Here is a 16,426-nt window from a genome sequence, read left to right on the forward strand (position 1 = left end):
TCCTTTTGTTCAATCCACCCGCACATATAAATGCTCATTTTCGGAATACATAAATTCCTTGCCCGGAATCCTTTCCCCACTATATGGGCCACTACGGATATAGTCTTTGCCGTCCTCTACATAACCGTAATAGGTAGTTGCGCGTAATGATACGAGGTCGGAGGCGTATTCCGTCGTAATCGAAGCTGTTTTCGGGTCAAAGGTAATGGCTGTCCGGGTAGTTAAATCCGCTCCGTTGATGAATGCTGTATAATCCAATGTTTTGTCGTCCGGGATGCCTAAACGAATGATCGTGTCATATTCCACGCTTTTCCAGTTTCCCTCAAACCATTTTGGGGTGATGCCCGTGTCACCCAACAAAATCACCGTAACCTTTTCCGTCACCTTGAAGGTTTGTGTCAGTATCGGGTCGTCCTCAAACTCGTCATCGCCCTTGTTCCATAAACGAAGCTGAGTGGGGATGCCTGCCTGCATATACCCCAAGATGGTGGCGTCTATGGCTGCACGCCCATCCTTATCCAGAACCGTCGTCCAATTTTCATCGACGAGGGCATCGGGGCGGCAGATATCAATGGTACAGCCCGCGTATTTGCTCTTTTCACCATCGGGAATTTCCTCAATGATTTCAAACTCCAGCGGTGCGTTGAGCGCTTTCCGCAGCTCCGTGGCGTTTTCACTGTATGCCTTTCGGTTGTCGTAGCGGATCTTCTTCATAACGTCTTCCAGCACCGGCTGGAGACTTTCACTCAAACGCACCATATACTGCTCGATGCAATACTCCCTGGCGGCATCTGTTGCGGGCAGGAGTCCCGTCGTGTAAGTGTGCAGCCCAGCTTCGTTAGTGGCTACAAGCTGTTCCTCCGGATTGTCGTAGAAGTAGCGGGAGCTGTAATTCTCCATGATACCGCGCAGGGCGGCGTTGAACTTCTCCGGGTCATCGCCACGGGTTTTATACAGACCCATAATACGAGCGTACCATTCGGCCTCCGTCCACGGGTGGATTTCCTCGTTGTAGGCGATGACCACCTTAAACAGGGCGTCCTTATAAGTCTGGTCGGCTGCCACCATGAACTTGTTCAGAGAATAGTCGAGGGCGATGACCCCCAGCATGGAGAGCTGTATCATGCCGGTGCTTATCCTTTTATAGTCCAGCATTGCCACGCCCACATTGTATGACAGCTTATACGCCTCAGCCGCCACGGTTTCGGCTGACTCGTTGCCTTTATATGCGTCGATCATGGTGTCGCCCAGCGATAATGCAGAAAGTCCCAACAACATATAACCGCTTTTCTCCCAAACACTTGCCATTTCTTTGTTTCCGACGCCCTGTTCTGCCAGCTCAAACACGTCGGTCAGCCAGCCCAAGACCTCATGAAGCAGCCCCGCTTCAGCGTCACCAAGATTTGGAATGTATAAGAGCTGTTCATAGAACTCGCTCAAGAGACTGTCGCCTACCTCGCCGGGCTGCCCGGTCTGTTCATACTCACGCAGGATCGCCATCGCAGTTTCATCGTCTAGCCGCCTGCTGCTGAATTTGGACAGCAGCGCGTAGGGCGAACCGGCGTCCCGCAAGGTGACGGTGCAGTATTCCGAAAGATGATCGGTGGTGATGGTAAGGGTGTTATCGGCGGTGTTTACGGTATAGTCAACCAGCTCCCATTCACCGGTTTCGGGGTTAAAATACTCCGCTAGCACGGAGCCACCCTCGTCAGCAGAATCGGTTTCGCTTTCGTCATAGGGCAGCGTGATCGTCAAAAGGCCGTCAAATACAGTGCGTTCACTAGCTGAAATGTCATAGGCCGTGCGTATGGCGCCCTCTATGGTGTCACTGTCGGCTGACAGCTCCTTGACCGATACCCTTTCTCCATCCATCACGTTGTATGGGCCAAAATCCACTGTCACGCCGCTGTCGGTTGAAACTGCGGTCTGCCCCTCCTGCAAGGTAAAGCTATCACTTTTCTGTACAGATGGGCGCTTAAACCCACCGCCGACCATAAACCCCGGCCAGCCGTAGAGGGCCACTGTTACACTCTGTATGACGAGTAAGGCGGACAGCACAATACACAGCGTATTGCGCCCTTTGCTTCTTTTTGGTGCTGTGGCGCTTTTTCTTTTCGACGTCGCAGCAGGCGGAGTCCGTTTTTGTGGCAAGGCCTCGGTGATTGGCTGTGGCACAGGTTTTGGCTGTGCTGCAGCCACAGGATTTGCGGCCGCTTCAAGTACCCCCGCGCCGCATTTGGCGCAGAAGTGAGCGCCGCTATAAAGTTCATTGCCGCAATTCGTACAATATTTCCCCATGTCCGCACCTCCTTATGGCCGCACCAGCGCCACAAGCGCCGGTATCCCGCCGGGCGTATCCATCGTGCCGACGGCGTATTGCTTTCCGTTAAGCTCGTAGAACTGCGTCAGGCGAATTGTTCCCCCGCTGGACGCCCACAAGCCGCCGTTTTCCCACTTACCGCTGAATCGGCCGTCCTCCATCTCCGTCTCATCAAAGCTCTCTCCCTCATTTGCCCAAAAAATCTGATACCAGTCAAGGGTGAGGTTCAGACTCTCAGCAGTACCCGCAAGGGCGATATTGAGAAACTCCATAGCGACCGCATCGTATTCGTTGTTGGGGTCATAGAAAATCAGCGCTTTCCAGCTCCCGGTCAGCGGGCCGATCTTATCGATGATACTCGCATCGGCTGGAACGCCGTCGTAAGCCACGCCCTCTGTGTACCAGAGAAAGTCCTCCAAACCGGGCCGTTCCTCCGTGGATAAGCTCACGCCTGTTTCCTCCGGCGACGGTGTGACGGACTCTGTTTGCTCTGCCCTCGGCACAGACGGTTCCTTTTTTTCTGCTGACTGCAGATTAGGCGGTATCGTGAGAACGCCTATCACAAGCATCAGCAGGTTGGCCGCGATAAGCACGGCAATCAAACCTTTCTTCAATTTCATCAATCCTCCTTGATTTACTTCGCGCCGAACGGAGTAATCCTTGCTGCACCTTTTTCTCCGATTAAATCAGCAGTTCCAGAAACATAAATTCTCTCATACTCAGAAGTAACAACAAATATAAGTATCAACGAGCCGACACTTTCGTTACCAATCACAGATTTCCGCCTTTATGCCTGTTTCATGCCACAGCTTTTGTGCGGACTCCACAACCGTCTGTTTATGAAGCATACCGTGTAGCAGCTCTACCCGCATGGACTGATTCTTATCGCCAAAGATCAGATACATTCGTTCCTGATCAATTTGAACGATGCTCAGACGCACACCATGTACCCCGTCGAGACCCCATCGGTAGATTGTGCTACCAATTAAGATACCAAAAGTAGATACCACAGTTTCCTCCGTGTCAGCTTGCTTAAGGCTGTCTTCTGTTGAAATAAGAGCCGATGGCACCGCAAGGATGCGATTATCCCAAATGAGTGTTGCGTCATAGAGCAGACGACTCTGCCTCACCAATAACACGAGAGAGATAAGGCTGATCACTCCAAGGGTGAAAACCGCTTCTACCATGAATGCCATGCCGAGCCACACCGCCAAACAAATACTAGCTGCGAACAATAAGGCATAACCATTGCGACGTTTGCGGATTAATTTCATATGCACCAACCCTCCTTTTGTATAAATTTTAAGGTAGGATACCTCAAAAAGCATCGTTCGAAAGGATGATTCTGCTTAAAAAGCCCCTCATACTTTAGTATGAGAGGCCAGTTAAACCCTTTATTTATGGAGTTTTATGTATCATTCAATCCCATGATTCTTCAGCAGGGTGCTGATGAGTTCTGCACGACTACCTACATCATATTTTGAAAAAATATTCCTTGCATGTGTTTTTACAGTACTCTCACTGATAAACAAAGCCCCAGCAATTTCGCGGTTGGATTTGCCGGAAAGGATAAGCTGCAATACCTCTTGCTCTCGGACGGTTAGCGGACCAAGTGTTTTAATTTGACGAACAATGTCCGTTTGCTGTGACTGATTCATATTGTCATAAACGGCAAGGTAGGTATGGCTTTTCAGCAGTAAAACAAGCTGGTGGTTCAGTGGCGGCAACATAACCAGTGTAACGCAAACCACAGTAAGGGCAATCACAGCAACCTCCGCACTGAGAAGCCCAATGGATGTTACCGCCATTCCTAAGAAGTCTCCGCAAAGGACGCCAAATACATTGGCAGAAAGCCCAATGCCAAAGGTTTGTGTGGGGTTGTCGCTATAATCCACCATTTCTCCAAGAATGCTCCACCAAAAGAGATCAAAAATACCGCAAGCACCGAGCATCAGTGTATCCACAATCAGATAGTCGGAAGTGTTTCGCCCTAATAGCATAAAGCTGATGAATGCTCCTATAAGCATTGCCATCCCGATATACAAAATTCTGGAACGCTTTGCTTTCTTGGGTAAATTTCGCATAATAACAAGCGCTACAATATAAGGCACGGCCCAATACCAGCTCGTCAATCCTGTCAGATGCTCAAAAGAAGGATTGATGACCTGATACATCAGTCCAGAAATAATTGTAATGATAAAGACAAAAAGGCACAGTAATATTAGCGGGTTTTTAATGCTGCCGTGTGCCTTATTTTTAAATGTTTTGTTCTGCTCATTCTCCTGCTCCAAGGGCAGCATCCAGATGAAGGCAATACCGATCACAAGGCAAAGCATAGCTAGACTTAGCCCGATAAACGGTGAGCGGTTCATGGCAACCACGTTGACTGCAATCATCAGCAGATTGGAATAAATCAGAACATCTGCACAGGATTTAATGCGTTCGTTCTTGGGCGTAAAGTCCCTGAGAAAAAATCCCCATGCCGCCACCGCGCAGCCGCTAAAGTATCCGCTGATAATCAGTCCGCCCATCCATCGATAGGAGGGAGCAAAAAAGAAGGGGACAGTAGCAACAATGCATAGGCCCATACCGCCGAGCATTATCCTTTTCGCTGCCGCCCCGGACCTGACCAAGAGACCGCAGGTGAGAAGCCCCATGAAATGTACAATCATGGCGGCCAATATGTAGGCAGAGGCATTGATCCCACGCATTTCCAGCAGGCTATACAGCACCTGTCCCTCGAACTGAAACGACAGAATATAGGCAAAGAGAAATGAAAATCCGGCAACAGAAAGCCTGCCGGCATTTATTGGTTTATGGCCGTTCATGTGATAGCCTCCTCTCTTTTCTACGCCGCTTTCGTTCGTGACGCATTCTATTTCATTGATTTTAACGTTAAAAATGGGCCTATGTCAAGATTTAGTACAAATTAAAATGAGCATTTGATACTCACATCTTTACCTGCTATTCACAAATTTTCGTTTTGTATTTTAGCAAAAAGTTTTTCAAAACTATCCGGCAACATATAATTGCAATGACTGTGTGTACGGGTTGTATTGTAAAACTTTCCAGATATGCATTGGGGCGTTTAGGATAGTTTTCAGGTAGAGAAAAATACTTTACTATAGTAATTAACAAAGATGAAGGATCCACCAGATGACATGACACAGTAAGGAATTCAAAGATAATATTATCAGACAGATGATGCCCCCAACCAATAAATCAGTTAACCAGCTTACCGCCGAAACCGGTGTTTCAGAACATACCCCCTATACGCATGGAAACGGGCTGCTAAATCAGCTGCTATTGCAGCCCCAGCCGGTGAATCACCATCGGAACGCTGGTCAAGCGAAGATAAATTTTTAATCGTTCTTGTAACTGTCACAATGAACCAGGCAGAACTGGCGGCTTATTGCCGGGGACTTCTTAAACAGTATTTCGGTTGTTTTTATTCTTTTGCTCATCCATCAAGGTTTGTGGCAAACCGTTTTTGCCGCTACCCTCGTCTCTTCGATGGTCAGTCAGTTTTCAGCCCCTTCATCGGTTATCATGTTCAAACGAAATATTGATGAAACACTCATCACCCCGGTGATTTCGCTCTCTCAAGCGCTGCAATCCCTCTATCTTATCATTGGACCGATTATTGGTACCGTGCTCTATCAAATCCTCGGCATTACCTTTTCGCTGACAATCATTGCCGTCCTGTTTTTATGCTCAACACTGGTACAATTCTTATTGCCCGCCAGCTCCAGAAAGGCTGATTATACTAAGCCCAGGCTCTTCTCTCAAATGAAAGAAGGCTTGCTCTATATCAGTTATGATAAGGGGTTGACGGTGCTTTGTGGATTGCTGAGCTTGTTTGGTTTAGCTCAAGGTCTGATTCAACCGTTAACCATTTTTATCCTGACCGATCGACTATGCATTGAAAGTGAAAGCCTCCAGTGGTTCTATTCATTATCCGGCGTGGAGCTTCTGATTGGCGCAATTATCGCCATGTCAATCGTCAGTAAATACAAAACCAGAACAATCTTATTCTTTGGGATGATTGCTTTTGCCGCCGCCACCATCACTTTTATTCAAGTCGCTATCAGTGTGCCCTTGATTCAAAATGTTCAGGAAGATTATATCGGCAGAATCAACGGCCTGATCACACCGTTGATGATTGCTGGGATTCTGATCGGCACCGCACTGTCAGGTATCTTAATCGAACAGCTCTCATTGATTCCGGTGTTTATGTTATCCGCCTTCATTCTGGTCATTTGCGGTATCATCAGCCTGGGATACCAAAGTGCCACAAAACCTGTCGAGCTTGACCGCGTACCGTAGGTTCTGTCCAACGATGCGCTCTCCTGACAATGACGCGTAGACGTTGTTGTTTGGCTCAGTCATCAAATACTTCCGGGAATGCCATATGAACATGGCATTCCACACATACATTTGCCACAAGCATCGCCCAAACCAATCGGGTATTCTGGCACGATCTTTTCATAGATTTGTTCATTACAGCTTTGACGGTTGAAAACGACCTGATCATCCTGCCATTCAAACGCCTGATTAACGCATTTCTCAATACATTTTTTACATGTTCCATTAACCTTATAAAGACAGTACTCCTCGTTTGTTCTTAACGAAGGCGTTAATTCCATATCCGTTATCACACTTCCTAATCTGCCGCAACAACCGCTCCTTGTTATGAGCATGTTATGGATACCAAATTTCCCGATCCCAGCTATATAGGCGACACTTCGATGGGACCAGTCACTGATCAGTTTTTCTTCATCATAATTATAGGTCGACGGCAGCAATGAGGCATTAAAACCCATCTCCGTTATCGTTTCATGCAGATATTTACTTAGATCATTGATCAGATTATTTGTTTCAATACAGGCGTAGTCCCATTCTTTAGAACTTTCTTCCCCGCTGATATTGCTTTTAACAATTTCTTTGGAAAAAGGCAGAAAAAAAACAATCACTGATTTGGCATGCGGGACAATATCTGTGGGCAGGACATGGTTTGGTCCAATGATTTTTTTTAACTCCGAAAAAAGAGGATCTTCAGCATCGGCAAATCCAATCACCGGTTCTCGCCAACTCGTTTCGACAGGTTTCAATTTTTTATAGTTTTCAATATATTCACGAATTAAGCCGATTATCTTTTTGTTCATTTTGTTCCCTTTCTGGCATATGTCAACCTTTATAAGGTACATATCCATTCATCGAAATATTGCGCTTCATGGCTCTGTTTCCGGTTAAACCTGATCGCCAATGTTGGCAATGAAATTATTGGCAGTATACCACATTTTTGATTGCATGACGACTGCTCCGCCCATTTGCTCTGCAAAGATGTTTGCAGGAGATTTTCTGATTACCTCGACGCACTCTAACATTCTTTGTTTTTTGTTTTATTATTTATCCGCATTTAATTTTTATTGCTTTTTTTTATGCGAGATGATTCATCTTGAAGTCTTCTACTAGATCCTAATAAATAGCTTTATAAAAGGATATTTCTCCCGAACGAAAAAACCTTTCTTTGCTTTTTTTCATAAAATACTGGATTTTACAAATAATCCATGTTATATTTTAATTGCAAGTAATATTTAATCCCAGTTCCTGATATATTTACAAAAGGATATTGTGGGGTCATCGCCTTGCTTGCAATCGCTTACAGTATTCTGATAATGAAAAGGAGATTTTTCAATGAATCTGAGAGAAAATGTTATGGCAGTATATCGCGGCGAACAGCCAGATTACTATGGAGATTTGATGGCCGCGGTCGAATTTATCCCCGATCCGCTGTTTATTCGAGATGCCCTGCTTCCTCAGGACGGCCAGGAATACAAGGATTCCTGGGGAACCGTACGGGTCTTCCTGCCCGGAGCACCCGGCCCCCACCCCCACATTACCCGGGAAAACGTCGTCATCACAGACATTGAAAAATGGCAAGAGCAGCTGGTCGTTCCTTCCATCGATGATCTGGACTGGACAGTGGCCCGAGAAGTAGCCGCTCAAATTGACCGAAATGAAAAATTGGCCTGCTTCTTTTATCCCGGCGGCCTTTTTGAACGCAGCCATTTTTTGATGGGTATGGAAGCTGCCTTAATCAATTATTTGGAATATCCCGACGAAATGCAAGCGCTGCTGAGGGTGATTGCCGATCATAAGATGACTTACATCCGGAAAGTTGCCGAAGAAACCCATCCCGACATCATCTTCTATCATGACGACTGGGGCACCAAACAAAACCTGTTTCTGCCTCCGCGAGTCTGGCGAGAAATCATCAAACCACTACAAAAAGAAATCGCTGACACGATCCATGAATGCGGGATGATTTACATGCATCATGCCGACTGCATCCTCGAACCCATTGTCACCGATCTGGTGGAGATTGGTATCGATATCTGGCAGGGCGTCATCGCTCAGAATGACATCGTAAAAATCCAGGCCCTCACCCAAGGCAAACTGGCCATGGTCGGTGGCATTGATGGACCTAAGATCGACGTGGAAAATATTACGGAAGAGAAAATTCGCGAAGAAGTCCGGCGGGCGGTCGATACCTACTGTCCGGGCGGGCGTTTCTATCCGTCGATCCCCAACGGCGTCTGCTTCCGTGAATGGAACAATAATATCTTTATCGACGAACTGTTGAAATATGGCCGGGAATATGCCCAACAAAAACCCATCGCATAGTTTAAGGTCTGACCTATCTTTAATTACGTTGTACTCCTGGTAGTAGGCATATCTTGTAGTTGACCTAAACAGCTATTTTGGAGGAGCAGGTCGCCCGGATCTGCTCCTCCAAAAAAGTCTACTGGCCGCCTTCAGCTACGCGATTGAAATCTTCCACACCGCTCTGCCGGCGATTTCACTGACTTTTACAGTTGGCTGCCAGCCTCTGTCAAGTAGTCCAAGCCAGACATGGCATGCGCATATGCCAATATCAACATTCGGGTGTTCCCATTTAAAGTGCTGATATCCCGGCGGCATTGCAACGGTGATTGTATTGAAGGAATCTTCAAAGCCGAAGCGCCACATTTGGGAATTCCCAGCTGAAGGCGCTTTTCTGCCTAAGTCAAGCGCATACAATATGTCATCTGACAGATGACATAAATCATCCTGATGCTCAAGCAACTCAATAATTTCTTTCCGTTTATGACTGATCGTCTTTTCTGTGATCCTGTCCATCAGTCGCAATCCGTTATCCTCATAATAACCAAGTGGCGTGATGCAGATCGCCCGCACCCCGGTGGTTTCGCCCCTTGAATACCCAAACCCCTTGTTTGCTTCATTTAACTGGTCGGGCGATTGCAAATGGGGCATCAAGCGTTCAAGCTCAGCCAGTTTGTAGTGCCCATACCAACAAGAGGCAAGTTCTTTGCTCTGGGCGTAAAGAATCAGTAACTCCCCGACGAAACCCGCCTTTGAAATGGAGACTCTATCGGTTTCTGCCACAAACGCAATGTTATCCGGCGGTGATTTCATAAACGGATAGAGCACTTTTGTCGGATCGGCATGAAAGAATCGGATCTCAGTATGATGATCAAACGGAATTGGCATTGCCCTGGCAAAGTTTTTGATCGCGTCCATGACGTCTTGATCAACTGGTTTCATTCGATAACTGCGTGCCGATCGCCTGTCATCGATCGTACTTTTAATAGAAAACGTAATTGACATTTGTAGTACCTCCATAATACCGGGCCATTTCGCTCCGGCCCGGCCCTTTAAACTGGGGAAAAACATACCACATCCAATATCTGCGCTTTTGACAACTTCTTATTTTAGCAGCTTACCCGAGTTTAATTGTCTCAACTGAACGCCCGTGATCCCGCAACAGCTCAATCAGGGCCTCTGTTTTCAACCATAACGTCATGGTATTTTCATTGGGATGAATCGCAATTGTGCGATTATTATAGCGTTCATCAATAAAAACTTTAACCCTTTTATTCTTGTCGTTTAAAACTCCAAATGGTGTGACTGAACCTTTTTCCAGTCCGATTATTTCCTGTAAATCCTTTTCAGAAGCAAAGCTGAGCCGCCGCGAGCCAATTATTTCCCGCAGTTTTTTTAAATCTATCGGCTTTTCTTCTTGCACCGAAACCAAATAGAAGTGCTGCTTTTTATCATCCCGAACAAATAAATTTTTGGCAATACAATCGGCGTCAGGCAAATTTAATTTCTTCATTTCATCAATGGTATATACCGCTTCGTGTTCAACCCACTGATAAGAAATTTTAGCATCATCCAGCAACTCCAGTACTGCTTGCTTATCAACAAACATGATGGTTCACCTTCCTTTTTTGATCGCAGTTGATCTTTATCGATGAGCTGATTTTACCACAAAACAACAGCACGATAAGCTGTTTTTTGATTTATGCCTTGTTTTCAGTTGTGATGTGCGCCAGCCGTGCAAATTACGGCAGCATTCCTCAAGAAATTGTTCCCTTCATAATTAAGAACAACAACTCAGCAGATCCAGCTGGTTCCAGAAAATACTTGAAAATAACGGTTGAAAGCATTAGAATAAGAATGTGCAATCGACTGAGATAAACAGAATTTGATCAGCGCCTCGTTTAGAAGTCGCGCTGTCAAATACTCCGTTTAGCATTCTGTCTTGTTTGCATTGATCGACAGATTGAAAGGAGTTTTTATGTTAAAACAAAATAAAGCAGAGAGTGTGGCAGACCGGGAGGTTTGCAAAATCTAATCTCTGCAAAACCTCCCGCATTGTATCCAACATACTTTCAGGAGGAAAAATAATGAAATATTCAAATAGAGAAAAAAACATTTATCAGCGTCAATCCTGTCAGGAGAGTTTCTTCTGCCAGAATTGCGGCCGTGTCGTTTCATTTACCGGCGCCGGAACCAAACACCGTAATCATTGTCCCCATTGTCTGTTCAGTCTTCATGTTGATATTTTACCCGGTGACCGCTCAGCCAATTGCAGTGGTCTGATGGAACCGATCAGCGTCTGGATTCGCAAGAATCAGGAATGGGCAATTATTCATCGCTGTCGTCGCTGTGGGCAGCTTAGCTCCAACCGAATTGCCGCCGATGACACCCCTCTTAAACTAATGTCCATCGCCGTAGCCCCTTTGGCCAGTCCACCCTTCCCTCTGGAAGAAATGACGCAGGTCCTAACTAGCGCCACAGGTGACAGCAATGAGCAGGATTGATTTGGACGGGTACGGTTTAAGCGTATCCTTGCGTTTGGAAGCCGCTCAATATCCGGAACTTTTTGTCGCCCGCATTCTGTCTCAGTCCAAGGGGATCTACCGGATTATTTCGGAACAGGGCGAATTTTTCGCTGAATTGTCGGGCCGGCTACGCTACGAAAGGATTGAGGCCGCCAATTTTCTGGCTGTCGGCGATTTTGTGATGCTCGATCGTCCCTCCGGAGACCAGGGTCATGGCATTATTCACCATCTGCTGACCCGCAAAAGCGTCTTTATTCGCAAAGCTGCCGGATCATCCAGTCAGGCGCAGGTGATCGCCGCTAATATCGATTCCATCTTTATCTGCATGTCCGTCAACAACGATTTTAATCTGCGTCGGCTGGAGCGCTATTTGAGTCTGGTCTGGGAAAGCGGCGCAACCCCGGTAGTCGTCCTGACCAAAATCGACTTGACTGATGATCTGCTGGCCAAATGCCGAGCGGCTGCAGCAATCGCCATCGGCGTTGATATCCTCGGTATTTCAACCCTGCAAAATGAAGGCTTTCAGGATCTCATGGCCTATTTGTCAGCAGGTCAGACCGTCGCTCTACTCGGCTCATCTGGGGTTGGAAAATCAACCCTGATCAATTGGCTAAGCGGTGACCAACTCTTAGCTACCCAGATGATCCGAAATGATGACAGGGGTCGTCATACCACCACAAGACGAGAATTGATCCGGTTAGCCGATGGCGGCATGCTGATCGATACCCCGGGTATGCGTGAAATTGGCATGCTTGATGTCAAAGCAGGGTTCGACCGCACTTTTAGCGATGTGGAAACCTACCTCAACACCTGCCGGTTTCGCAATTGCACCCACACTAACGAACCGGGTTGTGGCATTTATGCCGCTTTAAAGGCTGGTCACTTATCTGAGCAGCGCTGGCAGGCCTACCAGAAACTGACCGCAGAAAATGACTATTTCGAGAATAAGGCAGCCTTCTTAAAAAAGAAGAAGGAAAAATTCTATCAGATCGCCCGCTTAAATCGAAAGAATAAGAAAAAATAATATTATTAAAAGACCTTGCCTGAATTGGTTATATTCTGGCAAGGTCTTTTTTATAAAAATGCTGCGATCAGGCCAAGCTTTCCACTTCCTCCATATCGTGTGAGTAAAAAAGAACCGTCTGATTGTTACCAGCCATCTTCCGAATCAACTTCCTGATTTCATGGCTGGCCCGGGGATCAAGACCGGCTGTTGGCTCATCAAGAACGATTAGCGTCGGCTGATGAAGAGTCGTCACTAGCCAGAGCAAGGCGCTTTTGTTGACCCAGCGATAATCTGATTGCCGGGGTATTCCCGGTATCTCCCAGGTACAGGCTTCCAACCGCGTTTGCAGCTCGGTTTCACTGAGCCTGATCCGATATAGGGCCCCGAACAAGGCCAGATTCTCCCGGGCTGAATAGCCTTCGAAAAAAGGCGTTGTCTGAAGTTGGACAGCCCATAAATAGTCACTGTTGCTTACGGATTGCTGAGGCGTCGGTGACCTCGCTTAATCCTGACGTAATAGCGCCTGGGTTGCACAACGCAAGGAACCGCCCTGGGCATTATGGGCGCCAAAGAAAATCGGATAAACCGTGATCCCCCGTTTTTCCAGTGCTGCTTGGATTTCATGATTGTCTTCGTTTTCATTATAGCCCATGATATAAGTATTGGCGTCAATTGGCAATCCATTAATCACAAGGTACTTCAGCTTTTCGATTCCTACTTCGATCAAATCCCAATCTTTTAAAGCTTCCGGAAGTCCCTCTATGAAGGCGTCGGGACAGACGATTGCCAGCCCCTTCCGTGGTACCGACAGGGCACAATCCAGATGTAAAACCGTATCGCAAAGGGGCACCCTGACCACCTCGTAGTCACGTCCCAGATAATTTTTCAGCCACAAATAGCCCATTTCGTTGGAGCCAACTGCAGCATTCTCTGAATTACCCACCAGGATGGTTTTACCCAGGACCATGACGTCACCACCTTCAAGCAACGGTGCATCATTGGCATAGTCACCCAGCAGCGGCAGATGCGGCATTGCGGCCCACTTAACCGCCGGCACATTGCATTTCTCCGTCAGCAGTGGTCGGAGCCCTTCAATATCGACGCGCCGCAGCGGCGTCCGCAAATTGGCTTCGATGACCTGATTGCCGATGATAATCAGGTTATCCCGGGGGAAATCCTGTGAATAACCGTTAATCAGAGCCTCGCCGCCAAAGCATATTTTTACATCCTCTTCGCTAAGCCACCTCGGGCGATAAACCTTGACGTCAAGACTTTCTAATATTTTAACAAATTCATCATTTTCGGCCCTGAGCAGCTCAGCTTCTGTCACGCCACTTTCGGCATCAACGATGCACGCATCCCAACTTTTTCCGGCATTCTCGATGGCAATTTTCTGTTCCGCTGCCGGCAAGACCTTTAAGGCTTCCTGAAGCCATGCCGCTTGAAGCGATGGATTAAAACCACTTGCTTCACCGACGATCACTTCTTTTAAACGGCCATATTCACTGCCGATATAAACGGGCCCTTTACTCTTGCCCGTTTCATTAATTGATTCATCCTTTGGATTGGAATAATGTTGGCTCATTATGGTAACCTCCCGATTGGTTAATTCTAATTAACGTCATTATACAACGGAAAGCCCTGTCCACTCAATGCTTTTTCTATCGGAAAAGGGCGTTATGCTTCGCTTTCGCCATGGCCGTATTCAGCAATCGGCACCGGCTCAAAGTGAAAGCAACCAAAGGACTGACCGATAGAGATAAAAAAACAGTCGCAATGACTGTTTTTTTATCATTAAGAGCTTTTGCTCCATATACCATTTGTCGTATCATAAACGAAGGTGCCGCCTTCGGAATTCATTGCTCTAAAAAAGTCGCTCAGGATCTGTCTCGATACTCCCCTAACTTTTATCAAGACTAAAGGATACCCTGGCCCCTTGTTCATCACTTCTGTTTTCAATTTTTAGTGTGCCATCGTGCATTTCAACCACTTTTTTGACAAAGCTCAAGCCTAAACCATAGTGCTGATTTTTACGTGACGCATCCTCTGTGAAAAATTCCTGGGCGGCTCTTTTTAAGCCTTCCTCCGAAAAGCCCGTCCCACCGTCTTTTATCTCAAAAACAACATGGCTTTCACGGTCTAATATCATGATATCAATTGCGCTGCCCGGCGGCGAGTGCCTGACGGCATTATCGATAAGATTGATGATTGCCCGTTTGATCAGCTCCCTGTCGATAGACAAATAATCGCATTTTGCCTCATTTTGGATATTGATCTCAATCTGCTTTCTTTTGCAGAGGGGCAAAATTTCGGTGGTCAGATCATCGATAAAATCCTTTAACTGAACCACTTCTCTGTTAAACAGCTGCGGCTCATGGATCACAACGCCCATCAATAATTCCAGATATTTTTCAATGCTATTGGATCCACTCAGAATATAAGTCAGTAATTCTTTATTTGCCTCAGTCGGCCCTTCTTCGAGCAGTAATTCGGTATTGCCTTTAATGATGGTCAAAGGCGTTTTAATATCGTGAGCCAGGGCAGAAAGTTGTAGCTTTCTTTGCTCTTCCTCATGCCATTGTGAATGAAGGGAATCCGCTAAAGCAGCTTTTAATTTATCAATGGTATCGAGTGATGCATTAAACTCAGTGATTTCTGTGGGCCTGATGTCAAAATCCAAATCCTGAGCCTTTATTTTTTCCGTTGCCAGATTAATGGGAACTAAGTTTTTCGCTAACTTCCTGCTGAATTTTAATGCTGTCATAATCGCCAGCAATATAATGACGATTAGAAGCAGCACTATAAAGAACAGTTCTGGATTGGGTATGACTTCGTGCAAAAGGGGATTGCTGAAATGTGCCAGCATATCGTATTTAATTAACACGATATTGCCATTGTCCTGGGCTATTTCTTTGTAAAAATCATAATATGCCTTTTGGCCGGTTGATAATGCTGCTTTCGTTTTTGCCAGTTCCTGATCACTCATATCGCTTTCAATGACACTTCCACTGCTATCGATGATTATATATTGACAATGAACCGGTAACACCTCTTTATCAAAACGCGTTCTGATCGTTTCCTCTAATTGATTCAATTTCAGCTCCGTTGCGTTCGCCTGTAAAAGAAAGCCCGATTGAAAAGCAATGGAACCTGCTATAATTGCTGCAATTATTATCATCAGAACAGCCGCCGAAAATCCAACAAGATGCTCTAAAAACAGCCCAAATACTGAAATTGTTCTCTTTATTTCCATTTGTATCCCACTCCCCAAACGGTGACAATCGGACAGTCAATGAGGGCACCAATTTTACTGCGGATATTTTTTATATGAACCCGAATCGATGACACATCACTTTCTGAATGATAGCCAAAGACTTTTTCTAAAATGCTTTCCAGCGAAAAGACCTGTCCTTTGTTTCGGGCCAGCAGTTCACAGATTTCGTACTCACTTTTTGTCAGACCTGTTAACTCTCCCTTAATGGCCAGGGTCCTTTCTGACAGATCGAAAACACACTGGTCTATAATCAGGCGCTGGTGCTTGTCCCGGCTTTCTCTGCGAAGATGGGCCGTCACCCGGGCTCTCAGTTCGGCAATCCCAAAGGGCTTTTTGATATAATCGTCGCCACCTGCCAGAAAGCCCTCAACCACATCGCCTTCCATCGTTTTGGCGGTTAAAAATAAAATGGGACAATCGATAACCTGCCGGTTTTCTTTGCAAAAGCGGATGCCGTCAAGTTGCGGCATCATGATATCAAGCAGGATCAGGTCGATCTTTTTAAGCGCTTGTATTTCAAGCTCGGCTGCCGAATTTTTTATTTGAACACGGTGTCCATCGCGCGTCAGAGCGGTTTCAATCATCCTGCAAATTGCTTTGTCGTCGTCGATGACAAGGATCTGAGCCATTGTTTT

General features: G+C 46.3%; 16 protein-coding genes. 5 read left to right on the forward strand and 11 right to left on the reverse strand.

The window, feature by feature from the left end:
- Positions 1 to 9: 9 nt before the first annotated feature.
- From ABGU93_RS02600 to ABGU93_RS02615, 4 genes are all read right to left on the reverse strand, one after another.
- Positions 10 to 2,298: a zinc-ribbon domain-containing protein gene (locus tag ABGU93_RS02600; RefSeq protein WP_347411951.1), complete on the reverse strand. Its 2,289-nt coding sequence runs from the start codon at positions 2,296 to 2,298 to the stop codon at positions 10 to 12.
- Between the two features lie 12 nt (positions 2,299 to 2,310).
- Positions 2,311 to 2,940 (reverse strand): hypothetical protein, encoded by a 630-nt coding sequence (locus ABGU93_RS02605; RefSeq protein WP_347411952.1) that lies wholly within the window; start codon positions 2,938 to 2,940, stop codon positions 2,311 to 2,313.
- A gap of 144 nt (positions 2,941 to 3,084) precedes the next feature.
- A complete protein-coding gene (locus tag ABGU93_RS02610) occupies positions 3,085 to 3,594 on the reverse strand; it encodes a hypothetical protein (RefSeq protein WP_347411953.1) in 510 nt (169 codons plus the stop codon).
- Between the two features lie 141 nt (positions 3,595 to 3,735).
- Positions 3,736 to 5,148: a LuxR family transcriptional regulator gene (locus ABGU93_RS02615; protein ID WP_347411954.1), complete on the reverse strand. Its 1,413-nt coding sequence runs from the start codon at positions 5,146 to 5,148 to the stop codon at positions 3,736 to 3,738.
- Between the two features lie 583 nt (positions 5,149 to 5,731).
- Here ABGU93_RS02615 and ABGU93_RS02620 point away from each other — a divergent pair.
- Positions 5,732 to 6,646: an MFS transporter gene (locus ABGU93_RS02620; protein ID WP_347411987.1), complete on the forward strand. Its 915-nt coding sequence runs from the start codon at positions 5,732 to 5,734 to the stop codon at positions 6,644 to 6,646.
- Positions 6,647 to 6,708: 62 nt separating this feature from the next.
- On the opposite strand, the gene ABGU93_RS02625 is transcribed toward ABGU93_RS02620, so the two are convergent.
- Positions 6,709 to 7,485 carry an epoxyqueuosine reductase gene (locus tag ABGU93_RS02625; RefSeq protein ID WP_347411955.1) on the reverse strand — a complete coding sequence of 259 codons (777 nt, stop codon included), beginning with the start codon at positions 7,483 to 7,485 and terminating at the stop codon, positions 6,709 to 6,711.
- Positions 7,486 to 8,017: 532 nt separating this feature from the next.
- Between ABGU93_RS02625 and ABGU93_RS02630 the strand changes: the two genes are divergently transcribed.
- Positions 8,018 to 9,007 (forward strand): uroporphyrinogen decarboxylase family protein, encoded by a 990-nt coding sequence (locus ABGU93_RS02630; RefSeq protein ID WP_347411956.1) that lies wholly within the window; start codon positions 8,018 to 8,020, stop codon positions 9,005 to 9,007.
- 135 nt (positions 9,008 to 9,142) lie between these two features.
- Here ABGU93_RS02630 and ABGU93_RS02635 read toward each other — a convergent pair whose 3' ends face one another.
- Both ABGU93_RS02635 and ABGU93_RS02640 read right to left on the reverse strand, forming a co-directional pair.
- Positions 9,143 to 9,991: a nitroreductase family protein gene (locus tag ABGU93_RS02635; RefSeq protein ID WP_347411957.1), complete on the reverse strand. Its 849-nt coding sequence runs from the start codon at positions 9,989 to 9,991 to the stop codon at positions 9,143 to 9,145.
- Between the two features lie 112 nt (positions 9,992 to 10,103).
- Positions 10,104 to 10,595 carry a prolyl-tRNA synthetase associated domain-containing protein gene (locus ABGU93_RS02640; RefSeq protein ID WP_347411958.1) on the reverse strand — a complete coding sequence of 164 codons (492 nt, stop codon included), beginning with the start codon at positions 10,593 to 10,595 and terminating at the stop codon, positions 10,104 to 10,106.
- Positions 10,596 to 11,073: 478 nt separating this feature from the next.
- Here ABGU93_RS02640 and ABGU93_RS02645 point away from each other — a divergent pair, with 478 nt between their 5' ends.
- On the forward strand, positions 11,074 to 11,490 hold the full coding sequence (locus tag ABGU93_RS02645) for an RNHCP domain-containing protein (protein ID WP_347411959.1): 417 nt from the start codon (positions 11,074 to 11,076) through the stop codon (positions 11,488 to 11,490).
- Positions 11,477 to 12,535: a ribosome small subunit-dependent GTPase A gene (rsgA, locus tag ABGU93_RS02650; protein ID WP_347411960.1), complete on the forward strand. Its 1,059-nt coding sequence runs from the start codon at positions 11,477 to 11,479 to the stop codon at positions 12,533 to 12,535. The genes ABGU93_RS02645 and rsgA overlap by 14 nt, the downstream gene beginning before the upstream one ends.
- A gap of 67 nt (positions 12,536 to 12,602) precedes the next feature.
- Here rsgA and ABGU93_RS02655 read toward each other — a convergent pair whose 3' ends face one another.
- Positions 12,603 to 12,908 (reverse strand): AAA family ATPase, encoded by a 306-nt coding sequence (locus ABGU93_RS02655; protein ID WP_347411961.1) that lies wholly within the window; start codon positions 12,906 to 12,908, stop codon positions 12,603 to 12,605.
- A 111-nt stretch (positions 12,909 to 13,019) separates the two neighbouring features.
- Positions 13,020 to 14,102: a hypothetical protein gene (locus tag ABGU93_RS02660; protein ID WP_347411962.1), complete on the reverse strand. Its 1,083-nt coding sequence runs from the start codon at positions 14,100 to 14,102 to the stop codon at positions 13,020 to 13,022.
- Between the two features lie 143 nt (positions 14,103 to 14,245).
- Here ABGU93_RS02660 and ABGU93_RS02665 point away from each other — a divergent pair, with 143 nt between their 5' ends.
- Positions 14,246 to 14,437, forward strand: a complete 192-nt coding sequence (locus ABGU93_RS02665) for a hypothetical protein (protein WP_347411963.1) — start codon at positions 14,246 to 14,248, stop codon at positions 14,435 to 14,437.
- Here the strand turns inward: ABGU93_RS02665 and ABGU93_RS02670 are convergent.
- Positions 14,418 to 15,770, reverse strand: a complete 1,353-nt coding sequence (locus ABGU93_RS02670) for a HAMP domain-containing sensor histidine kinase (RefSeq protein ID WP_347411964.1) — start codon at positions 15,768 to 15,770, stop codon at positions 14,418 to 14,420. The two genes, ABGU93_RS02665 and ABGU93_RS02670, sit on opposite strands and share 20 nt — an antisense overlap.
- Entirely contained in the window at positions 15,761 to 16,420 is a 660-nt protein-coding gene (locus tag ABGU93_RS02675) for a response regulator transcription factor (RefSeq protein ID WP_347411965.1), read from the reverse strand. The genes ABGU93_RS02670 and ABGU93_RS02675 overlap by 10 nt, the downstream gene beginning before the upstream one ends.
- Positions 16,421 to 16,426: the final 6 nt, after the last annotated feature.

The sequence above is a fragment of the Acetobacterium sp. genome, from assembly GCF_039830195.1.
Lineage (GTDB): Bacteria > Bacillota > Clostridia > Eubacteriales > Eubacteriaceae > Acetobacterium.

Coding starts and splice junctions, on each gene's coding strand:
- ABGU93_RS02610 (WP_347411953.1), bottom strand. CDS start 3,594: ATGAAATTAATCCGCAAACGTCGCAATGGTTATGCCTTATTGTTCGCA.
- rsgA (WP_347411960.1), top strand. CDS start 11,477: ATGAGCAGGATTGATTTGGACGGGTACGGTTTAAGCGTATCCTTGCGT.
- ABGU93_RS02645 (WP_347411959.1), top strand. CDS start 11,074: ATGAAATATTCAAATAGAGAAAAAAACATTTATCAGCGTCAATCCTGT.
- ABGU93_RS02635 (WP_347411957.1), bottom strand. CDS start 9,991: ATGTCAATTACGTTTTCTATTAAAAGTACGATCGATGACAGGCGATCG.
- ABGU93_RS02605 (WP_347411952.1), bottom strand. CDS start 2,940: ATGAAATTGAAGAAAGGTTTGATTGCCGTGCTTATCGCGGCCAACCTG.
- ABGU93_RS02670 (WP_347411964.1), bottom strand. CDS start 15,770: ATGGAAATAAAGAGAACAATTTCAGTATTTGGGCTGTTTTTAGAGCAT.
- ABGU93_RS02625 (WP_347411955.1), bottom strand. CDS start 7,485: ATGAACAAAAAGATAATCGGCTTAATTCGTGAATATATTGAAAACTAT.
- ABGU93_RS02640 (WP_347411958.1), bottom strand. CDS start 10,595: ATGTTTGTTGATAAGCAAGCAGTACTGGAGTTGCTGGATGATGCTAAA.
- ABGU93_RS02630 (WP_347411956.1), top strand. CDS start 8,018: ATGAATCTGAGAGAAAATGTTATGGCAGTATATCGCGGCGAACAGCCA.
- ABGU93_RS02600 (WP_347411951.1), bottom strand. CDS start 2,298: ATGGGGAAATATTGTACGAATTGCGGCAATGAACTTTATAGCGGCGCT.
- ABGU93_RS02660 (WP_347411962.1), bottom strand. CDS start 14,102: ATGAGCCAACATTATTCCAATCCAAAGGATGAATCAATTAATGAAACG.
- ABGU93_RS02675 (WP_347411965.1), bottom strand. CDS start 16,420: ATGGCTCAGATCCTTGTCATCGACGACGACAAAGCAATTTGCAGGATG.
- ABGU93_RS02615 (WP_347411954.1), bottom strand. CDS start 5,148: ATGAACGGCCATAAACCAATAAATGCCGGCAGGCTTTCTGTTGCCGGA.